This is a genomic window from Chryseobacterium cheonjiense (genome assembly GCF_012927265.1).
GTDB lineage: Bacteria > Bacteroidota > Bacteroidia > Flavobacteriales > Weeksellaceae > Chryseobacterium > Chryseobacterium cheonjiense.
In genome coordinates this window covers 134763-149846 of sequence record NZ_JABBGF010000001.1, presented here as the reverse complement: position 1 = coordinate 149846, position 15084 = coordinate 134763, and the positions used below count along the sequence as shown (strand labels likewise).

The 15084-nt window shown below is 32.1% G+C and carries 21 protein-coding genes; 13 read left to right on the top strand and 8 right to left on the bottom strand.

The window, feature by feature from the left end:
• Positions 1-7: 7 nt before the first annotated feature.
• From HHL20_RS00740 to HHL20_RS00705, 8 genes are all read left to right on the top strand, one after another.
• The gene (locus HHL20_RS00740; protein WP_169229306.1) at positions 8-313 is read left to right on the top strand and encodes a hypothetical protein; all 306 of its coding nucleotides are present in this window, start codon (positions 8-10) and stop codon (positions 311-313) included.
• A 174-nt stretch (positions 314-487) separates the two neighbouring features.
• Complete coding sequence (locus tag HHL20_RS00735) at positions 488-724, top strand: hypothetical protein (RefSeq protein WP_169229305.1); 237 nt, start codon at positions 488-490, stop codon at positions 722-724.
• Positions 725-726: 2 nt separating this feature from the next.
• A complete protein-coding gene (locus HHL20_RS00730) occupies positions 727-1929 on the top strand; it encodes an EndoU domain-containing protein (RefSeq protein WP_169229304.1) in 1203 nt (400 codons plus the stop codon).
• 11 nt (positions 1930-1940) lie between these two features.
• Positions 1941-2294, top strand: a complete 354-nt coding sequence (locus HHL20_RS00725; RefSeq protein ID WP_169229303.1) for a hypothetical protein — start codon at positions 1941-1943, stop codon at positions 2292-2294.
• Positions 2295-2531: 237 nt separating this feature from the next.
• Positions 2532-2708, top strand: coding sequence for a hypothetical protein (locus HHL20_RS00720; protein ID WP_169229302.1), 177 nt, complete (start codon positions 2532-2534; stop codon positions 2706-2708).
• Positions 2709-2743: 35 nt separating this feature from the next.
• Complete coding sequence (locus HHL20_RS00715; RefSeq protein ID WP_169229301.1) at positions 2744-4255, top strand: cysteine peptidase family C39 domain-containing protein; 1512 nt, start codon at positions 2744-2746, stop codon at positions 4253-4255.
• A gap of 5 nt (positions 4256-4260) precedes the next feature.
• A complete protein-coding gene (locus HHL20_RS00710; RefSeq protein WP_169229300.1) occupies positions 4261-4506 on the top strand; it encodes a hypothetical protein in 246 nt (81 codons plus the stop codon).
• A gap of 75 nt (positions 4507-4581) precedes the next feature.
• On the top strand, positions 4582-5556 hold the full coding sequence (locus HHL20_RS00705; RefSeq protein ID WP_169229299.1) for a hypothetical protein: 975 nt from the start codon (positions 4582-4584) through the stop codon (positions 5554-5556).
• 183 nt (positions 5557-5739) lie between these two features.
• On the opposite strand, the gene HHL20_RS00700 is transcribed toward HHL20_RS00705, so the two are convergent.
• From HHL20_RS00700 to HHL20_RS00685, 4 genes are read right to left on the bottom strand one after another with little or no spacing between them, the layout of a single operon-like run.
• Complete coding sequence (locus HHL20_RS00700; protein WP_169229298.1) at positions 5740-6102, bottom strand: type II toxin-antitoxin system PemK/MazF family toxin; 363 nt, start codon at positions 6100-6102, stop codon at positions 5740-5742.
• On the bottom strand, positions 6099-6632 hold the full coding sequence (locus HHL20_RS00695) for a hypothetical protein (RefSeq protein WP_169229297.1): 534 nt from the start codon (positions 6630-6632) through the stop codon (positions 6099-6101). The genes HHL20_RS00700 and HHL20_RS00695 overlap by 4 nt, the downstream gene beginning before the upstream one ends.
• 41 nt (positions 6633-6673) lie before the next feature.
• The gene (locus tag HHL20_RS00690; protein ID WP_169229296.1) at positions 6674-6889 is read right to left on the bottom strand and encodes a hypothetical protein; all 216 of its coding nucleotides are present in this window, start codon (positions 6887-6889) and stop codon (positions 6674-6676) included.
• A gap of 3 nt (positions 6890-6892) precedes the next feature.
• On the bottom strand, positions 6893-7831 hold the full coding sequence (locus tag HHL20_RS00685; protein ID WP_169229295.1) for an IS1595 family transposase: 939 nt from the start codon (positions 7829-7831) through the stop codon (positions 6893-6895).
• A gap of 303 nt (positions 7832-8134) precedes the next feature.
• Between HHL20_RS00685 and HHL20_RS00680 the strand changes: the two genes are divergently transcribed.
• Together HHL20_RS00680 and HHL20_RS00675 are read left to right on the top strand one after the other, a co-directional pair.
• Positions 8135-8758, top strand: a complete 624-nt coding sequence (locus HHL20_RS00680) for a hypothetical protein (protein WP_169229294.1) — start codon at positions 8135-8137, stop codon at positions 8756-8758.
• 607 nt (positions 8759-9365) lie between these two features.
• On the top strand, positions 9366-9827 hold the full coding sequence (locus HHL20_RS00675) for a hypothetical protein (protein WP_169229293.1): 462 nt from the start codon (positions 9366-9368) through the stop codon (positions 9825-9827).
• A 71-nt stretch (positions 9828-9898) separates the two neighbouring features.
• On the opposite strand, the gene HHL20_RS00670 is transcribed toward HHL20_RS00675, so the two are convergent.
• Complete coding sequence (locus HHL20_RS00670; RefSeq protein WP_169229292.1) at positions 9899-10534, bottom strand: hypothetical protein; 636 nt, start codon at positions 10532-10534, stop codon at positions 9899-9901.
• Positions 10521-10838 (bottom strand): hypothetical protein, encoded by a 318-nt coding sequence (locus HHL20_RS00665; protein WP_169229291.1) that lies wholly within the window; start codon positions 10836-10838, stop codon positions 10521-10523. The genes HHL20_RS00670 and HHL20_RS00665 overlap by 14 nt, the downstream gene beginning before the upstream one ends.
• A gap of 638 nt (positions 10839-11476) precedes the next feature.
• Between HHL20_RS00665 and HHL20_RS19455 the strand changes: the two genes are divergently transcribed.
• From HHL20_RS19455 to HHL20_RS00655, 3 genes are all read left to right on the top strand, one after another.
• Positions 11477-11635, top strand: a complete 159-nt coding sequence (locus HHL20_RS19455) for a hypothetical protein (protein WP_185194781.1) — start codon at positions 11477-11479, stop codon at positions 11633-11635.
• An 82-nt stretch (positions 11636-11717) separates the two neighbouring features.
• Positions 11718-11936 carry a hypothetical protein gene (locus HHL20_RS19450; RefSeq protein WP_185194780.1) on the top strand — a complete coding sequence of 73 codons (219 nt, stop codon included), beginning with the start codon at positions 11718-11720 and terminating at the stop codon, positions 11934-11936.
• A 36-nt stretch (positions 11937-11972) separates the two neighbouring features.
• Complete coding sequence (locus tag HHL20_RS00655) at positions 11973-12416, top strand: hypothetical protein (protein ID WP_169229290.1); 444 nt, start codon at positions 11973-11975, stop codon at positions 12414-12416.
• 59 nt (positions 12417-12475) lie between these two features.
• Here HHL20_RS00655 and HHL20_RS00650 read toward each other — a convergent pair whose 3' ends face one another.
• Both HHL20_RS00650 and HHL20_RS00645 read right to left on the bottom strand, forming a co-directional pair.
• Positions 12476-12847, bottom strand: coding sequence for a hypothetical protein (locus HHL20_RS00650; protein WP_169229289.1), 372 nt, complete (start codon positions 12845-12847; stop codon positions 12476-12478).
• Between the two features lie 46 nt (positions 12848-12893).
• Positions 12894-15023: a helix-turn-helix domain-containing protein gene (locus HHL20_RS00645; protein ID WP_169229288.1), complete on the bottom strand. Its 2130-nt coding sequence runs from the start codon at positions 15021-15023 to the stop codon at positions 12894-12896.
• Positions 15024-15084 lie beyond the last annotated feature (61 nt).

Genomic DNA, 15084 nt, shown 5'->3' with positions numbered 1-15084 from the left:
ATAAGTTATGAACTTAACAAAAGAGCAAGCTTTAGAAATAGGCATTAAAGTCATGCAAGATATTCGTTTTGAATATGATGCAAAAGATGAAATAAAAGTTGTTTATGATCAGGGTAAAATATACCCTAATCTTAATATATGGCTAATAGGATTTATGTATGGTAAAGAAGATTATGGAAGAAATGTTGGGGCAAACCTAATAATTAATGCGGATACAAAGCTACCCAAAGAACTTTTATTTCGCAACGGTTCTATAACTTTAAGTTACGATGCAGAAAAAGACAAATACTTTGTAAAAAGCAAAAGACCTTAATAGCTGCCAAAACCACTTTCGAAATATATCAGAAAGTGGTTTTCTTTTTACTAAAGCTTGCGCAAAAGGATTTAAAGGATTTATCAAATTTATTGAAGAACTCTTGCAGGGCGCTAAAAAGTTAAATACAAACCTATTATCCCTGTTCCATTCCCCAACAATCAATATAAGAATATGTCTGAGTTTCCACATATTGTGGCAGATGGTTTGAAAAATCTTAAATATTTTGTCACTTCATTTGATGAAATTTCTACTGCTGCTGTTTTCAATATTGTAAAGGCTACCCCTACTATTTCGGATGATGTTCTTTTTGCTGTTACTTATTTGGTAAAGAACATCATAGAGGATAATATGCCTGAAAGTATCAAAATTATATACAACAAGCTGAAAGCTGTTTTAATGATTTGCTGAATGTGGTTTCAGGAATTGAAAATTTTATAAAAGCAGAACTCAATAACGAGATCGCTAAAATTAATGCTTTCTTGTGTGGCTTAATCAATGGGTTTATTTCACTGGTACAAACTATCATTATGCTTTTGGCTATGGTAGTTGAAAAATTTCCAATTTTCGAAATAGAAAAAAGCAGTCCTTTGGAATTGGCAAAGCATCAGGAAGAACTCGAATTTATTGAGGATTTTGTAGATTTATTTGCAAAAAACTCTAAAGAATTTTTTGAGAGTGTTAAAAATCTTTTTAGTGACGGGAAGATTTGGAAAGAAATTTCTGAGTTTTCGGATATGCTGAAAAAGAAATTTATTCAAATAAAAGACTTGAATGAATATTTCTGGGCTTACTCTATAGGAGGGGTTGCCCTCGAATTGATTCTGGATGCTTTAATTGCTTACTTCACAGGCGGAAGCTCATTAGTTGCCGAAGCATCTGCAAAAATCAGTCGATTGACAGCCAAAGCAGAGCAGCTGGGAGCCAAAGTTATTAATTTTGGAAAAGGTTTAGGGAAGAAAGTTGCTAATTCTGCAAAAGATCTTTATAAATGGCTGGAAAAGGAGTTTTTGGAATTGGTGGAAGCAATAAAAAGTGGAAATTTTGTTCATTATTTGAAGAAAAAATTCTATGAATTAATAAATGATTTGGAGGGTTTGCGTAAATTGGCTTATAGAAGATGGCTCAATAAATTTGACAAAGGTTTTTTCAATCATCTTGAAGGAGAGTTTAACACAAACTTACTTGAGCGTATACAGCCCTCTGGTTTTAAATATCTTGATGAGTTTTTGGTTTCACAAGGTGGACACAGAGGGTCGGGAATCTTAAACGGATCAATAGACGTAGAGAAAATATTAGACCCTGAAGGAATTTATTCTATGACACAATTGGCCGATGATGTTCCTTTTAAGGCTAAAATCAGCATAAAATACAAAGATGGCTATTTAGTGAAAAATGCCGAATCTTCTATGTTCCCTAAAAATTGGGATGTCAAAAGAATACAGGAGGAAATAGCATATGTATATGAAAATACGGTAGCTAAAGGGTTAAATAAAAAAATAAAAGCACCTACTGACTTATTTGATAAGTACGAGGGTTCAACTTCAGTAGGATTTAAAATTAGAATAGAAGTTGACAATACGGGTAAAATCATGAATGCTTATCCAATTATTTAAAAATAGAAGAAATGAAATATAAATTTTACATTGAAGTAATAGAAGATATAGTTACTTTTGGAATAATGCCTGAAGAAGAAAAATATAATGTTTTGTTTAGGTTCGGAGATTCGGGTTGGAGTCCACAAAAAATTCAAAATTTAATTGATGGTGTAGAGCAAAGTAAAAACAAAGAACCCGATGAATCTTTTGACTGGCAAAACGAAGATGTTTTCTTCCGAAGCAATAAATATGGGGTTTTCTTTGTAGACCTTATGAAACAAAGGGCAGGTGAAAAATCTAAAAAACAAGACTTGGATTTAGAACACGATGAGTTTATTAAGTTTCTGCAAGACTTTAAAAAATTTGTTGAAGAAAACAGTTAGATTCTAACCGCCTACGATATTAGGCGGTTATTTTATAACAATGCAGAATCTTCTATGTTCCCTAAAATCGAGATACTAAAAGAATACCAGGGAAATAGAATATGTATATGAAAATACGGTAACTAAAGGAAAGGGACAGCTACCAAGAAATCCCAATCATAAATTCAATCAATTTCAGTGGAATCAACAGTGGGATTTGATATTTGATTGAAGTTGATGATGCAGGAAATATTATGAATGCATATCGGATGGTGTGCCGCGCAACTGGAAGACTTAAAACCGGATGAAAAAAATTACGACCCGGATTCTAAGGATTACTCTCCCCTTATTCCTCTTTTTGCAGGGGCTGCAGTTCCTGTAAATATGAACAAGGCTGCGCAATTTTTGAAGATCTGGGCAGCAATCCTTTTGTAAAGGGCGTAGAAACAGCTTTCAGCCAGGTTTGGGAATTGGTAAAACAATCTGCAGACAAGGTTAAGGATGCTGCTATTGACCATCTGCCTGATTCCTTCAAAAAACTGGTAACCAGGATTACAGGAATTATCAATACCATTAAAACCTTTCTATCAGAAATTAATGAAATCGTTTCTGATTTGGCACAGAAAGGGATTGAATTCCTAAAAATCCCGAATGCTTTTAACTGTGGGATACTCAATGGATTGGTGAGTTTGGTACAATGTATTTTGTATATTCTGGAATTTCTTTTACAGCCTACCACTGCATTTTCTTACCAGCAGTATTTGGAAAGAAGAAACCTTTTGGAAAAAGCAGAAGATGTATTGGATTGGGTATATGAAAATGTACCTGTGTTTTTAGAAGGGGTTAAAAAACTGTTTCGATCCAGTGTGAATATATCCCAATCTGACTTTGAGAGCATTTTTGACCAATTGAAAGAATACTGGGATAACACTTCTCGCTATACAGTAGCATTTTATACAGGGCTTATAGTCTTTGAGTTCATTATCAACATTCTACTTCTTATCTTTACCGCGGGGGAAGGCAATGTGGTAAAAGGGGCTACTTATGTACAGAAAGCATCCAGCCTGCTTCAGGTTATAACCAGAGAAGCATTTTCAGCGGCAACATTTGGGCTTACTGATTTGCTGCTGGGGCTTGGTAAACTGATGTTAAGATTCTCCAAAGCCTGCGCAAAAGGTTTCAAAGGGTTTATTAAATTTATTGAGGAGCTGCTGCAAGGCGCTAAAAATGGAGCAAAGGCGGAAGATCTGGCGGAGGAAGCACAGGATATAGAGGAAGTTATTATAAAAGGTCAGAAGCCTTTGAGCATCTATAAAATACCGATTTCTGTAATAAGAGGCTTACAAGGGATAGGTATTGAAATTATTGGCCGGGCAAAAGATTATCTCCTGAAATGGAAAGGCAAAAATATATTTATTGGAGATTGGGAAGAAGTAACTCATTTCTGGAGAAAGGCTTTAAAGCCTAAGTTAGGCACAGGAACAGGCGGGGTATTAAAATACCTTGAAGTTCTTTCCAGAAATATGCTTGCTCAAGAACATAGTATGTCTTGCGCAGCAGCTTGTATAAGGCAATTGGCTAAAGACCACGGAATAGAACTGCCTGAAAAAGTTATCAGAGAGTTTGCAAGAACTACTGAAGAAATGGGAACTTTTCCTGATGGAATTTTAGATGGATTGAAAAAGGTATTTAAGGATAAAGAAATAATAGGTGGTTGGATTTATGACCCTAATATATCAGACGCAAATATGGCAAAGTTAGTTTCTGAAAAAGGAAGTTGGATAGCAATTGTAAGACCATTTAATGGTAAGCCACACGCAATTATAGTAGATAAGATAATTGATAATAAAGTTTATATTCGAGACCCTTTGCCAATATCTTCAATTGGCCAAGGAAATGGTGTGGAAGCAATTATGGATTTAGATAGTTTTTCTCAAGCTTGGGCTCAAGGAAGTAATTATAGGTTTCAAATAAAAAAATAATAAATATGTTAAAAGAAATAAATGAACAATTATTAGATTTAGGATATAAATCTTTTATAAGAACAGTTGGAAACGAAGAAAAAATTTTTTCTTCTGTAACAGAATCATTAGGTCCTATTTTTTGGATTTTTCTCAAAAATAATAAAATTAATATTGATTATACAGTAGGTCAAATTCCTGTAGAAAAAGAATTTAAAACCATTGAAGAACTCTTAAAATTTGTAAGACAAGTTTTTCCGATAGAAGAATAACTTAACTTTTCTTATAAAACCACTTTTGAAATATAGTAGAAAGTGAATCACTATAATTCTATAATAACACAAACTATGAAATATATGCTTTTTTTAATTCTCACTTTTGTCGGGAATATTAAATTCTTTTCTCAAAACAAACAAACTGTAGAAAAAGATATAAAGGAGATTACCAATTATTTAAAAGAAGACAATTTAATCTCATTTTATAAAAAACATCAAAGTTATAGACAATTACTGGATGAATATCTTAAAAATGGCGATACATTGCGCTATAAGAGAATGTCTGATAGTTCAGACTATAAATACAACAATGCAATGTATGGTGATAATATCATAAGAAATTTTCTTAATTGTAAAAGAACATTTATGGTTGACGATAAAAAAGTTAAGATTGATTGGAAGCATTCTTTTATTAAAGAAATTTTAATCGAAGAAAACGGAATCTCAATTGATAAAAATAATCCAAATCAAGAAATGTTTGTCCCAGTAAAAGTTTTGGTCTCCAATACAAAAGGCAATAAATTGATTCTAGCTAATATTGGCCTAGTTTATGCAAAATCAGGAAATTTAATATCATTTAGAATATCAGAAGATATACATATTGGGTTTTCTTCCATAAAAGAATATGTCAAATCTGAGAATGAAAAAATGGAAAAATTGCTAACAAATGCTGTACAAGATGGAGTTAGAGGACACTTAAAAAGAATAGACGATTATCAGCCTGACCCTAACAAGCAATATCAAAAAACGTATATATCAGAAAACAGTAATGCTTATAAATTAATTTTCACTTTTGAAACTAGGGAAAATACTACATTACTAAAACTTGTAGATAGGATTATAAATGGAAATCTAAAACATCATAAATCATTTAGCGAATGGGAAAAATGGGAAGGGATTATTACTTTTAATCCATATGGCAGTAAAACCACCTGGTATATGTATGAGGATGAGCAAAAAATAAAATGCTTTTCCATTGATGCCTATATTACAGATATAGATAAAATGGAAATAATTACTTTCAGTGAAATCAAGAATGAAAGGTAGGGTTTTTATTTAAATATTACAACCACTTTTGAAATATAGTAAAAAGTGGTTTTTCTTTTTTACTAAAGCCTGCGCAAAAGGCTTGCATTTTCATAAAAATTAAGGTAACTACATACAAGTTTACAGCAAATAAAATCCCGTTAAAAATTTAACGGGATTTTTATTTTTAGATATTCTAGCTTTTTAAATTTCTTCATTAAAAACACGTTCACGTTGAGTGTCTAGTATAAGATCCATGTATATATCCTTTACTGTACCCTTCACGTCTGATTGGGCTGTTTTACAAGAAAAATATGCAATAAGTTGTAATCGTACGAAACGATTTTCTTTATTCAACTTGTTATTTAATATCATTTTTTCTTCTAGCTCAAAAGTAAAAAGGTCTTCAGCGTATCTATCTGAAGAAGTTATCATCAGTCCAACGTACATTTCGCAAATATCTGTGACTGATTCATTCGATAAAATTATAACAGGATGTAAATCTGATTCAGATTTGTCAGGAAGAATAAAATTATGATAAATTATTTGACCCCTTTTGAAGCTCATTTTTTTTGCATCATATTTTTCAATTCTATAGAATTGTTATTAATAACTAGATTTATTAAATCTGAATCATCTAATTTCGGCTTTCCTTTATCTCTCTGTTTTATTAGTATGGATTCAAGTCTAACCATTTTTTTTAGATTAGAAGAAAATAGAGTCTTTAATTTTTTTGATCTTTTAGGACTATAATACTCTGATTCTATTAAATCATCCATAAGCTCAATATGCTGATGAATAATTGACTTTAATTTTGGCAAAAAATCAACAGGATCTAAAATAATCTTATGGCCATTCCTATATCCGTCAATAACCATAGATAATGTATTAGACATAGTTTTATTATAACGTTCAACTCTTTTTAAAACGTAAAATTTACCTAATGCAGAATTATAAAATAATTCTACTAAAAATCCTTTACTATCGACTTTCGGTACATCGATATCAAAAGAATTATTAAAATCATTAGCGCTTAGAGTGTGCATTTCAACGTTTTTATGATGCAAATCTACATAAAAAATCATTCCAAACATCATTTAATACAGATTTATGATGTCTATTCAGTAGATAGTTTTTTTTAAGCTTTAAATAGGCCTTTAAATACTTTATCAAAATCTGTAATTTCTTGAATGTTTTCTGCGGTTATGTAAACATTCTTTCTAATCAGTATAATTTTCTTGATATCAACTTTTAGATCAGGATGATTATCTTTGATATCCTTAACATCAAAGTATTCAATTCCGTTTAGATTAACGCTTTTCACGTTTCTATCTTTAAGTTGTTGTAATTCCATTATTCAAATATACGATTCTGCAGCCAATTCTTTGTATTTGGTTCTAACATTACTATGTAAAAGTAAATGTTTGAATTTATCACTATCAGGCGTCTTTCTTAGATTATATCTATAAACAAACTCGTCAACGTATTTCTGTAAGTGTTTCCGGGAAACATGATTGTACATTCCACTTACAGCATTCTTTAGGATTTTCCAACTTCCTTCGATGTTATTCGTGTGGATAGAAGAGTCTTGCAAACTTACGTATTCTTTTTTAGAGTGATCTATAATTCTGTGGTCATAATACTTTTCTAGTCCATTATAACCCAGCCATTCGTCACTTATAAGAGTTGTAGTTTCTGGGTTTACATATCTACAAATTAAAGGCTGAATGCTGTTTCGTTTAGTATCGGAAACTACAAAAGCATTTATCTTTCCATCTCTTTGTAGCATTCCCATCACAGGCGTTTTATCTTTAAAGCTTCGACCCTGGGAGTTCTTTACTTTTTTATCTTTGTGTCTGTTCTTATTTTTGCCACCGATAAACGTTTCGTCACACTCTACAATTCCTTCCAGCTCATTATTATTTTCAACTACAAAACAAGCTCTTATTCGCTGCAGCATAAACCAGGCTGTCTTCTGTGTCACATCAATATCCTTGGAAAGCTGAATTGAACTGATACCTTTCTTATGTGAAGTGACAAGCCAGATAGCCAAAAACCATTTACGAAGGCTAACTTTGGTGTTTTCAAACATTGATCCGGTTTTAACATTAAAGTACTTTCCAGTATTCTTACATCTATACTTATTGTCTTTGCATTTGTATACAATAGATGTAGGATCAAAAGGGCTTTCTACAATACCATTCCAACGCATTTGCTCTAAATATTCGATGCATATTTGTTCCGTTGAAAAAGTATTCAAAAGTTCTAATACTGATTTTATATTTGAGTTTATCATAGCGGTACAAAATTACAAAATACTTGCATAAAGTTTTGGTATTTAACTGTATAAACTATTAATTTTGCGTTAATATTTATCGAAAAAAATAAAGCGTTTGCTTTTATTCTGTTGAAAGGAATCTGACAATTCATTGAAACACTACAGAATAAACAGTGGAATGCTCATGCCTATGGCGTGGGCTATACTTGTTTGTAGTGTTGGGTTTTGTCAGAACCTCTTTCAACAAAAAGTATAGTTCCACGCTTTCTGCATTAATAACCTTTCATTTTGGAACTGAGTGAAGACAAAACTTTTTAACTAATGAAAAAACTAATTTTTCCTATTGTTTTCTTTTTAAGTGGACTATATAGTTCTCAATCTAATACTATTACTGTAAAAATTGATGATAGTCAACGGTATATTTATGAAACAACTTTAAATCGACTTAGAGCGGATTCTTATAAGCGAGAGGTTGCAGATGCTATCAAATCACATGCTGACAGATATTTTACTGAACTTGAAAAAATTGCTGACTATTTTAAAGATATCGATGATATTCAGAAACCTACATTACAAAATGAATTAGAAAAATTAAAAGTTTACGGATACAATATTCTTAATTTATTACAGGAACTAGACAGAAACCAATTAACAGGTACAAAACTAAAATATACGGTCGAAAAAGCCTTTTCAGAATTAAATAGCACTGTCCAGGGACAAACATTTAAAGAACTAAATATTTATAAAGCTTTAGTAGACGTCAGAAAAGATGTATTAGCAACTGCAACTGATGACGTTTTGTTTACTATGGTTCAAGACGTTTCAGGTGTATCTCGTATTGATTTATTGAGACTTCATAAAAGTTCATTCACACATTTAACCCTGAGACAATTTCTAATTGAACAATATGAAAAATACTTTTTAATTAAGCATAAATATCAATAAAATAGCCCACTAATAAAAGCGGGCTAAGGTTGGTGAGATTCTAAATAATAAGAATCAATCAAATTTACAAACTTTTCTCAATATGGGAAAAGTTTTTTCTTATATTAGTGGAAACTAACAATGTATAATTTATGGCTAGAAAAAATTATCCTGTAAAGCAAAACACCCATCGCGACAGAACTTGACGCATTAAAATAGTTTTTAACAAAAATCTGAAGGCTGTCCCGATGAAATAAAATTTAAATCGATTTTATTGACTGTAAAATTTAATCTGCGTGCCAATGGATTGTGATTTTTTGTATTTTTGACGGAAACTAAAGCTAATGAATTCCTTTTTAAATTTTTACAACTCTAAAATAAGTAAGGAGATAAGCCGAAGTATTATCGTATTCTTGATAAGCGGTGGTATATCACTTTCGGTTTATTTATTTGAATCAATTCCTAAGGAGCGAGATGAAGTTTGGAATCAATCTAATAAATTACTTGTGGAAAGCAATTCCTATATACAATCACTTGATGAATATTTATACCATAATGATAACTCAAAGAAGTTAATGCAAAATATAGCAAGTAGACTGGATAAAATCACTCCTATAGTGGGTATTTATTGTCGAAATACTTTGCCGAAGGATTCAATTTTTTTTATAAAAAAATATTACAGCAATCGTTAATATCGAACTCATCTGATCATTCATTAGCAAAAGCCTTGATATTAGATAAAAACAAAAAAGAGGATGTTGAATTTCTTAATGTGCTAAACTCCGAAAAGGTTATGCTAAAAAATATGTTGGAAATAATTTCTACTAATAGAAGTGTTAGGGACAAGGATAATGAGATTTATGCAAATTTTGGAGAAAATTTATACACATGGGGAAACTATATATCTATAGTGCACGGGAGAGATAAAAAAAACTTTTCAGAGGGTCAAAATAATGATCAAATTTACAAAATATTAGCTGTTAATGAAAGATTAAAAATAAAGCGAATTATCGTCATCTCATTAATAATTTTTTGCTTTTTGTCATCTTTGACTTTGTCTTTAATAGCTATGAGAGTTGGCCATTTATAAAAGTCTATTAATGATTATTCCAACGTGACCAATGGAGATTATCTAATATTAAAATACACATTTTAATTATTCTACTTTTTCTTTAAAATTGAATCAACTTTTTCTGATGATCTTTTTGTGTCATTTTCGATTTCGTTTACAATGCTTTTAATTTGCTTACGATGCTGAACATTGTTTTGTTCTAAATTATCATAACACTGATCTAAAACGCCAGATGATATTTTATAAGTTGTGTTTTTTTCTTTTTTTTTAATTTCAAATTTTATATCATACGATTCAACGGCATAATCTAATAAGAATTTAACAGTTGATAATGAATCCGTAAGTATATCATTCTCGTCTCTTAAATCTTTATATGTTAATAGTTTCCCATTTTTAGTGCTATAGTTCAATGTACTACTTTTGCTATCAAAATTCAGTAAGCTGTCTTTTGTTGCTTCTAAGTTTACATCAATACTATTTTTAAGATGCAAATAACTATCAATAGATATAAATGTTACTATTGCTAATACAATGCTAATTATAACTAAAGTTATAATAGATATTCTTATACCACTCAAAGCACTTCTTAACTGTATTACATCCTCTTTTAATTGTAAACCAGACTTGGATACATTATTTTCAGGAAAAGACATAAGTGAATCGCTTTGCTTTTCAATATTTTTAAGATAGTATCCAAAACTCTTATTTTTTTTATTTTTTTCCATTTTTCCTAATGCTATCCCTTAAGTTATACAATTGCATTTTAAGCTGATTATTTTCTAAATGATTATCAGACCTCTCTCTATCAAATTCATTTTTTATAATATTTTGTTGACTATGAAGGTCATTATATTCTTTTTCCTTTTGAAGAAGTTCCCTATCTTTTATGAACTGGCACGAAAAATAGCCTGCTGTATAACCAGCTCCAATAAGCGTAGTTATAAGTGTTACTTTCGCAGTACTAGAGTTGATCCACTGGAAAAAAGGAAGCCAGTTTATTCTAAGTCTATTATTATTATTTCTTGCCATGATTAATGGCATCTAAAATACACAATAAAATGAATTATTAATAGATTATCAATCTAATTTGTTATACCAAAACTTAACCTCCTTGATAATTAATGATTTTGGTTATAAGTTAAGTCTAATTGTTTCACTAATGCAATATTAAATTAAATTAACTTATATTTCTAATTTTGTCAATGATTGTTCCTGTCTCTGCAGTAGATTACCTGAAAACAGTTTTGTAAAATTTAAGTTTATTGTCCGGTCTGCAACCAATTTGAGTGTGCGTATTTCGATGTTTCGCTTAAAAACTAGCATAGAATCCATTTCTTTGCGTCCGTCAGAAATCAAAGTAAATACGCGTGATTTTAATTCCTCAAACGATCTTTTTTAATTCTGCCATAGCTTTATTTTTGTGTTAAGTTACGGCGGGATTTATTTTTTGGAAGTTTTGCTGACTTCAGTCATAAATACCACAAAAATATACCCATAGTTTTGCTTCGAAATAACTTTCAAATTTCATCTAATATTTTGTGGTAATCCTTTTCTAACGAGAAGGATTTTTATTTAATCCGTATCTTTGTGTAATGTGGTATGTAGTTACCAAAATTAATATTTCAAAACCTGAAGAATTAGTAATATTGTGATAGATTTATAGAACCATGAAATCAAAAATAATGTATATCGAAAACAAATCCTACGGACATCACGGTCCGGCCTGGATTGGTTTCGTAGAATTTTCTAAATCCGGACAGACTGTTTACTTTCACAATAAAGCACTCAAAAAGCTTAAACCCTGGTATATCCGCAAATCATTTTGATATAGAAACCGGAGAAGAATATTGGGTTTCAGGTGTTAAGAAAAACGGACAGGACCGCCATTGGTGCGGTGGCGGAAAGATTATGCTTGATAAAAATTCCGTTGATGAATATCTTAAGCTAATCGACTTTACTATTCTGGATGAAAATCACTTCGTCATGGTGGAATTTGAAAAGACTGATAAAGAAAGATTCAGTACACTGGAAAATAAAGAGACAGAATTCCGGGACACAAGTCGTATGGCGAGCTTCTATGATAATAATCAGAGAAAATTAATCTTGGACAGCAAAAGTCCAAACTAAAATTAAAAAATTTACTCCTTTATAATTTCTTAAGGCATGAAATCAAAATTACTTTTTCTACTTGCAACATTGCTTATTCTGATAAGCTGCAATTTCAATCAATTTTATAAAGATCGTGAATCGGACAAGGAAGACGGTGAAAAAATTACGCAAAAATTTTATTGGGAGCTCCGGTATGGTGGAAATCAGGATGACATCTACAAATTGTTCGGTGAAAAGTTCTTTGAGGTAACCGATAAAGAAAAACTTGCAGAACTTTTAAATGTTACCGGTCAGATCGGCCCCGTTCAGGAATATAATCTTGCTCATTGGGAAACATTGGTTGTAAAGGGAAGCAACCCTAAAAGTGAGTATCTTTTCGCCTATGACGTGAAAAGGGGTACGGAAAAAACAGAGGAAACATTCACGCTGGAGAAAGACAAAGATGGTATTATAAAAATTGTAGGCTATCATGTGAATAGAGATTTGTTGAATAAATAATAAAAAAAGCTGGTAATAACAATTTACCGGCCTTAATATATGTTTAAGATAAATCCTGCTTATTTTTCATCCTTATACCGCTTATAAGTCTGTTTAGATTTTCCTTTTTCCTGGTTCTGTAAAACAAGTACATCATCAGTAAGCTCATGAATCTCAAAGGTTTTTTGCTTTCCTACCATTGTTATTTTGAGAATCTTCTTAGATTTTTCGATCTTGTAAGGCCCCTGCATTCCGCCAATCATATTTTGGGTTTTACCATCCCGCATTTCCAGAGTAGCTGTGCTGTCCTTTGCAAAGGTAAAAACACCAGTGGAAGTAGTGCCTGCAAAAGAATGCTGATACCATGATCCAATTAAAAGATTATAATTTAAATTCTCTTTTTTGTCAGAATTAAGAAATAATAAAAGAAAAAAAGTAAATAAATATTTCATAATAATCAGTATTTACTGATAAAAATACAAAAATATTTCTAAAACCTTATATTCTACCCTTTTCTTTCAGATAAGTATAATGATTAATCAAAATTCGGATTTCGTTGAATTCAAAATGACTTGGCAAAACATTTTTCCATTCGGTAAGTGTTTCTTTTGGATCCTTATAGAAAACATCTTCAAAAGCTTTGATTTTATCAGAAGTTACCACCCTTGAAATATCCAGCAGACCCTGTTCGGCAAATTTTGCAAGATGCCCGATTACGGTTTCTTTTACTAAACCCCGCTCAAGCGCAATTTCACCAATCGTTTTCCCCTGTTCAAACAACTGGAAAGTAAGAACCTGAGACGGGACTTTGGCAACTTTCATGCTGACTTCCTTATTATTGATATCATCCAGAAGCTTGGTTTCCAGTAAATGAGCCTCCTTTAAACTATTCAGGTATTCTTCAATATCTTCCAGCCAGTTCCTGAATTCTTCGTTATATTGCTTGAGTCCTTTAACTCCTTTAATTTCCGCATAAAAATCTTTCAGCGGACTGAAAACCTTATCCCTGATCTCCGTAAAAAAGAAATTAACGGCTCCTTTCGTTTTCTTCTCAATTTCAGACCATTCTTCTTTCTGCTCAATAAAATTGTTAACTTTCTGGGAGATTACCCGATCCAGTTTTTCAAATATTTTACCCAGATTTACAATATCCTGTTTCAGCTGCACATACAGCTGATTGGTCTTTACATGTTCTATGCTTTTCGTAGCAAGAGACAGTTTATTCCAATCTTCCACTTCTTTCAGCAACCATTGAGAATCTACAGTTCTAAGCACTTTTTTAATGCTGTAATCGTACTTTTCGTTATTCAGGATAACTTCTACCTTGTCGTTAGCTACCGTATCACTGTGAAAAGTAAGAATTCTGTTATCTTTAAAAATAACTTCCGGAGTAATTTTTGACTTTAAAACAATTCCTTCCAGCGTACGGCAACGCGAAAGCGCTACGTAAACCTGCCCTGCCGTAAAGCTTTTTCCGGCATCAATAATTACCCTGTCGAATGTAAGACCTTGGCTTTTATGGATCGTAACCGCCCATGCGAGCTTTATCGGAAACTGCTCGAAACTGCCCAATACTTCTTCTTTGATATTTTTATCGGTATCAAGGAAATATTTTTTTTGCTCCCAGACTTCTCTTTTTACGGTAATTTCCCTTTCGCTGCCGTCAAGAATCACTTTGATTTCATTCTCTTCAAGCGCGGAAATTTCGCCCAGTTTCCCATTAAAATATTTCTTCTCACCTGAAATATCATTGCGGATAAACATAATCTGAGCGCCTATTTTAAGATCAAGAAACTGTTCATTAGGGAATTGGTTTTCCTTAAACTCCCCAAAAAGTTTCGCTTCATATGTTTTTGGACTTACCTTTAATTCATCCAGCTTTTCCTGATTGATATCGTCTGCCATCTTATTGTGCGAACAGAGATAAACATAAGGCTCATCACCCATATCAAAATCAGGATCGTACCTTTCATTTAAATGTTCAAAATCAATATTCGCCACATCACCGTCACGGATCGCATTCAGTATGGCAAGGAAGTTTTCATCAGATTGTCGGTACACTTTCGTCAGTTCTATCGTAATTAGAGGAATCTCTTTAATGGCGTGGCTGTCGAAGAAGAACGGAGAATGGTAATACATCTTTAAAATATGTTCATCTCTTACCACCGGCGGAAGCTGATACAAATCTCCGATGAACAGCATCTGAACTCCTCCGAAACGCTGATTGTTTCTACGGATAAAACGCAGTGAAAAATCCATCATATCAAGAACATCGGCACGAAGCATGGAAACCTCATCGATAATGATAATTTCTACTTCTCGTAAAAGCTTCAGCTTATCTTTCCGATATTTGAAATGCGGCATCAGGTCGGCAATATTGTTTGCCATACTGGTATCTATCCGTTCGGTGGTAGGAAGGAAAGTCCTCAGGGGAAGTCCAAACATAGAGTGAATGGTAACGCCGCCTGCATTGATCGCAGCAATTCCGGTGGGTGCTACAACAATGTGTTTTTTGCGGGTACGCTTTACAAAATCATTGAGAAAAGTGGTCTTTCCTGTTCCTGCTTTTCCCGTTAAAAATACACTCCGGTTGGTATGTTCTATTAAGTCAAAAAAATGATTGTTCATCGCTGTCAAAATTACGGAAAATGAAATTTAAATCCTTACCTTGGCATAACTTTTGGAAATT

Coding starts and splice junctions, on each gene's coding strand:
- HHL20_RS00740 (WP_169229306.1), top strand. CDS start 8: ATGAACTTAACAAAAGAGCAAGCTTTAGAAATAGGCATTAAAGTCATG.
- HHL20_RS00735 (WP_169229305.1), top strand. CDS start 488: ATGTCTGAGTTTCCACATATTGTGGCAGATGGTTTGAAAAATCTTAAA.
- HHL20_RS00725 (WP_169229303.1), top strand. CDS start 1,941: ATGAAATATAAATTTTACATTGAAGTAATAGAAGATATAGTTACTTTT.
- HHL20_RS00720 (WP_169229302.1), top strand. CDS start 2,532: ATGCATATCGGATGGTGTGCCGCGCAACTGGAAGACTTAAAACCGGAT.
- HHL20_RS00710 (WP_169229300.1), top strand. CDS start 4,261: ATGTTAAAAGAAATAAATGAACAATTATTAGATTTAGGATATAAATCT.
- HHL20_RS00705 (WP_169229299.1), top strand. CDS start 4,582: ATGAAATATATGCTTTTTTTAATTCTCACTTTTGTCGGGAATATTAAA.
- HHL20_RS00700 (WP_169229298.1), bottom strand. CDS start 6,102: ATGAGCTTCAAAAGGGGTCAAATAATTTATCATAATTTTATTCTTCCT.
- HHL20_RS00695 (WP_169229297.1), bottom strand. CDS start 6,632: ATGATGTTTGGAATGATTTTTTATGTAGATTTGCATCATAAAAACGTT.
- HHL20_RS00690 (WP_169229296.1), bottom strand. CDS start 6,889: ATGGAATTACAACAACTTAAAGATAGAAACGTGAAAAGCGTTAATCTA.
- HHL20_RS00685 (WP_169229295.1), bottom strand. CDS start 7,831: ATGATAAACTCAAATATAAAATCAGTATTAGAACTTTTGAATACTTTT.
- HHL20_RS00680 (WP_169229294.1), top strand. CDS start 8,135: ATGAAAAAACTAATTTTTCCTATTGTTTTCTTTTTAAGTGGACTATAT.
- HHL20_RS00670 (WP_169229292.1), bottom strand. CDS start 10,534: ATGGAAAAAAATAAAAAAAATAAGAGTTTTGGATACTATCTTAAAAAT.
- HHL20_RS00665 (WP_169229291.1), bottom strand. CDS start 10,838: ATGGCAAGAAATAATAATAATAGACTTAGAATAAACTGGCTTCCTTTT.
- HHL20_RS19455 (WP_185194781.1), top strand. CDS start 11,477: ATGAAATCAAAAATAATGTATATCGAAAACAAATCCTACGGACATCAC.
- HHL20_RS19450 (WP_185194780.1), top strand. CDS start 11,718: ATGCTTGATAAAAATTCCGTTGATGAATATCTTAAGCTAATCGACTTT.
- HHL20_RS00655 (WP_169229290.1), top strand. CDS start 11,973: ATGAAATCAAAATTACTTTTTCTACTTGCAACATTGCTTATTCTGATA.
- HHL20_RS00650 (WP_169229289.1), bottom strand. CDS start 12,847: ATGAAATATTTATTTACTTTTTTTCTTTTATTATTTCTTAATTCTGAC.
- HHL20_RS00645 (WP_169229288.1), bottom strand. CDS start 15,023: ATGAACAATCATTTTTTTGACTTAATAGAACATACCAACCGGAGTGTA.